Annotated in this window: 1 protein-coding gene; it reads right to left on the bottom strand. The window is 36.5% G+C overall.

Features of this window, described 5'->3' with window-relative positions; all coding sequences use genetic code 11:
* Nucleotides 1–302, bottom strand: a 302-nt coding sequence (locus D7X96_RS40675; protein WP_208647470.1) for a hypothetical protein, incomplete at its 3' end; no start/stop codon positions are given.
* Nucleotides 303–411 lie beyond the last annotated feature (109 nt).

The following is a 411-nucleotide window of genomic DNA, read 5'->3' as shown; positions in this document are numbered from 1 at the left end:
GTATTGGTCGCCACAGTTGGCTGAAAATAATTTGCGCCCCCGGACCTGCAATAATCATATATTTTTTTAAGTGTCTCTGAGACAGGATGTACAGATAACAGAGAACCATAAGCACCATAAATCTGTATATCTATAAAACACGGAGCAAGAAAAGCATCTGCATAGTTGATAACCCGGACAGCAGAAGGAATACTTTGAGCCGGAATTATATTTTGTATAATATCACTTTCAACTATAATTGCATGATTTGAAATCCATTCTTCGCCGGTAAATATTTTTTCTGCCACATGTGCCTGTATCATGCCTGAACTATTTTGTATTAATCCTGTAATATTTTAAAGGAATCTGCATCTTTCCAGAACGGCATTTTTTCCCGTATTTTTTCAAGCTCCTCTTTTTGCAAAGTAATGG

Origin of the sequence: Corallococcus interemptor, from assembly GCF_003668875.1 — a bacterium.
Classification (GTDB): domain Bacteria; phylum Myxococcota; class Myxococcia; order Myxococcales; family Myxococcaceae; genus Corallococcus; species Corallococcus interemptor.
Note: the sequence above shows the minus strand (reverse complement) of the source record. Positions and strands in the feature narration are given on the sequence as shown.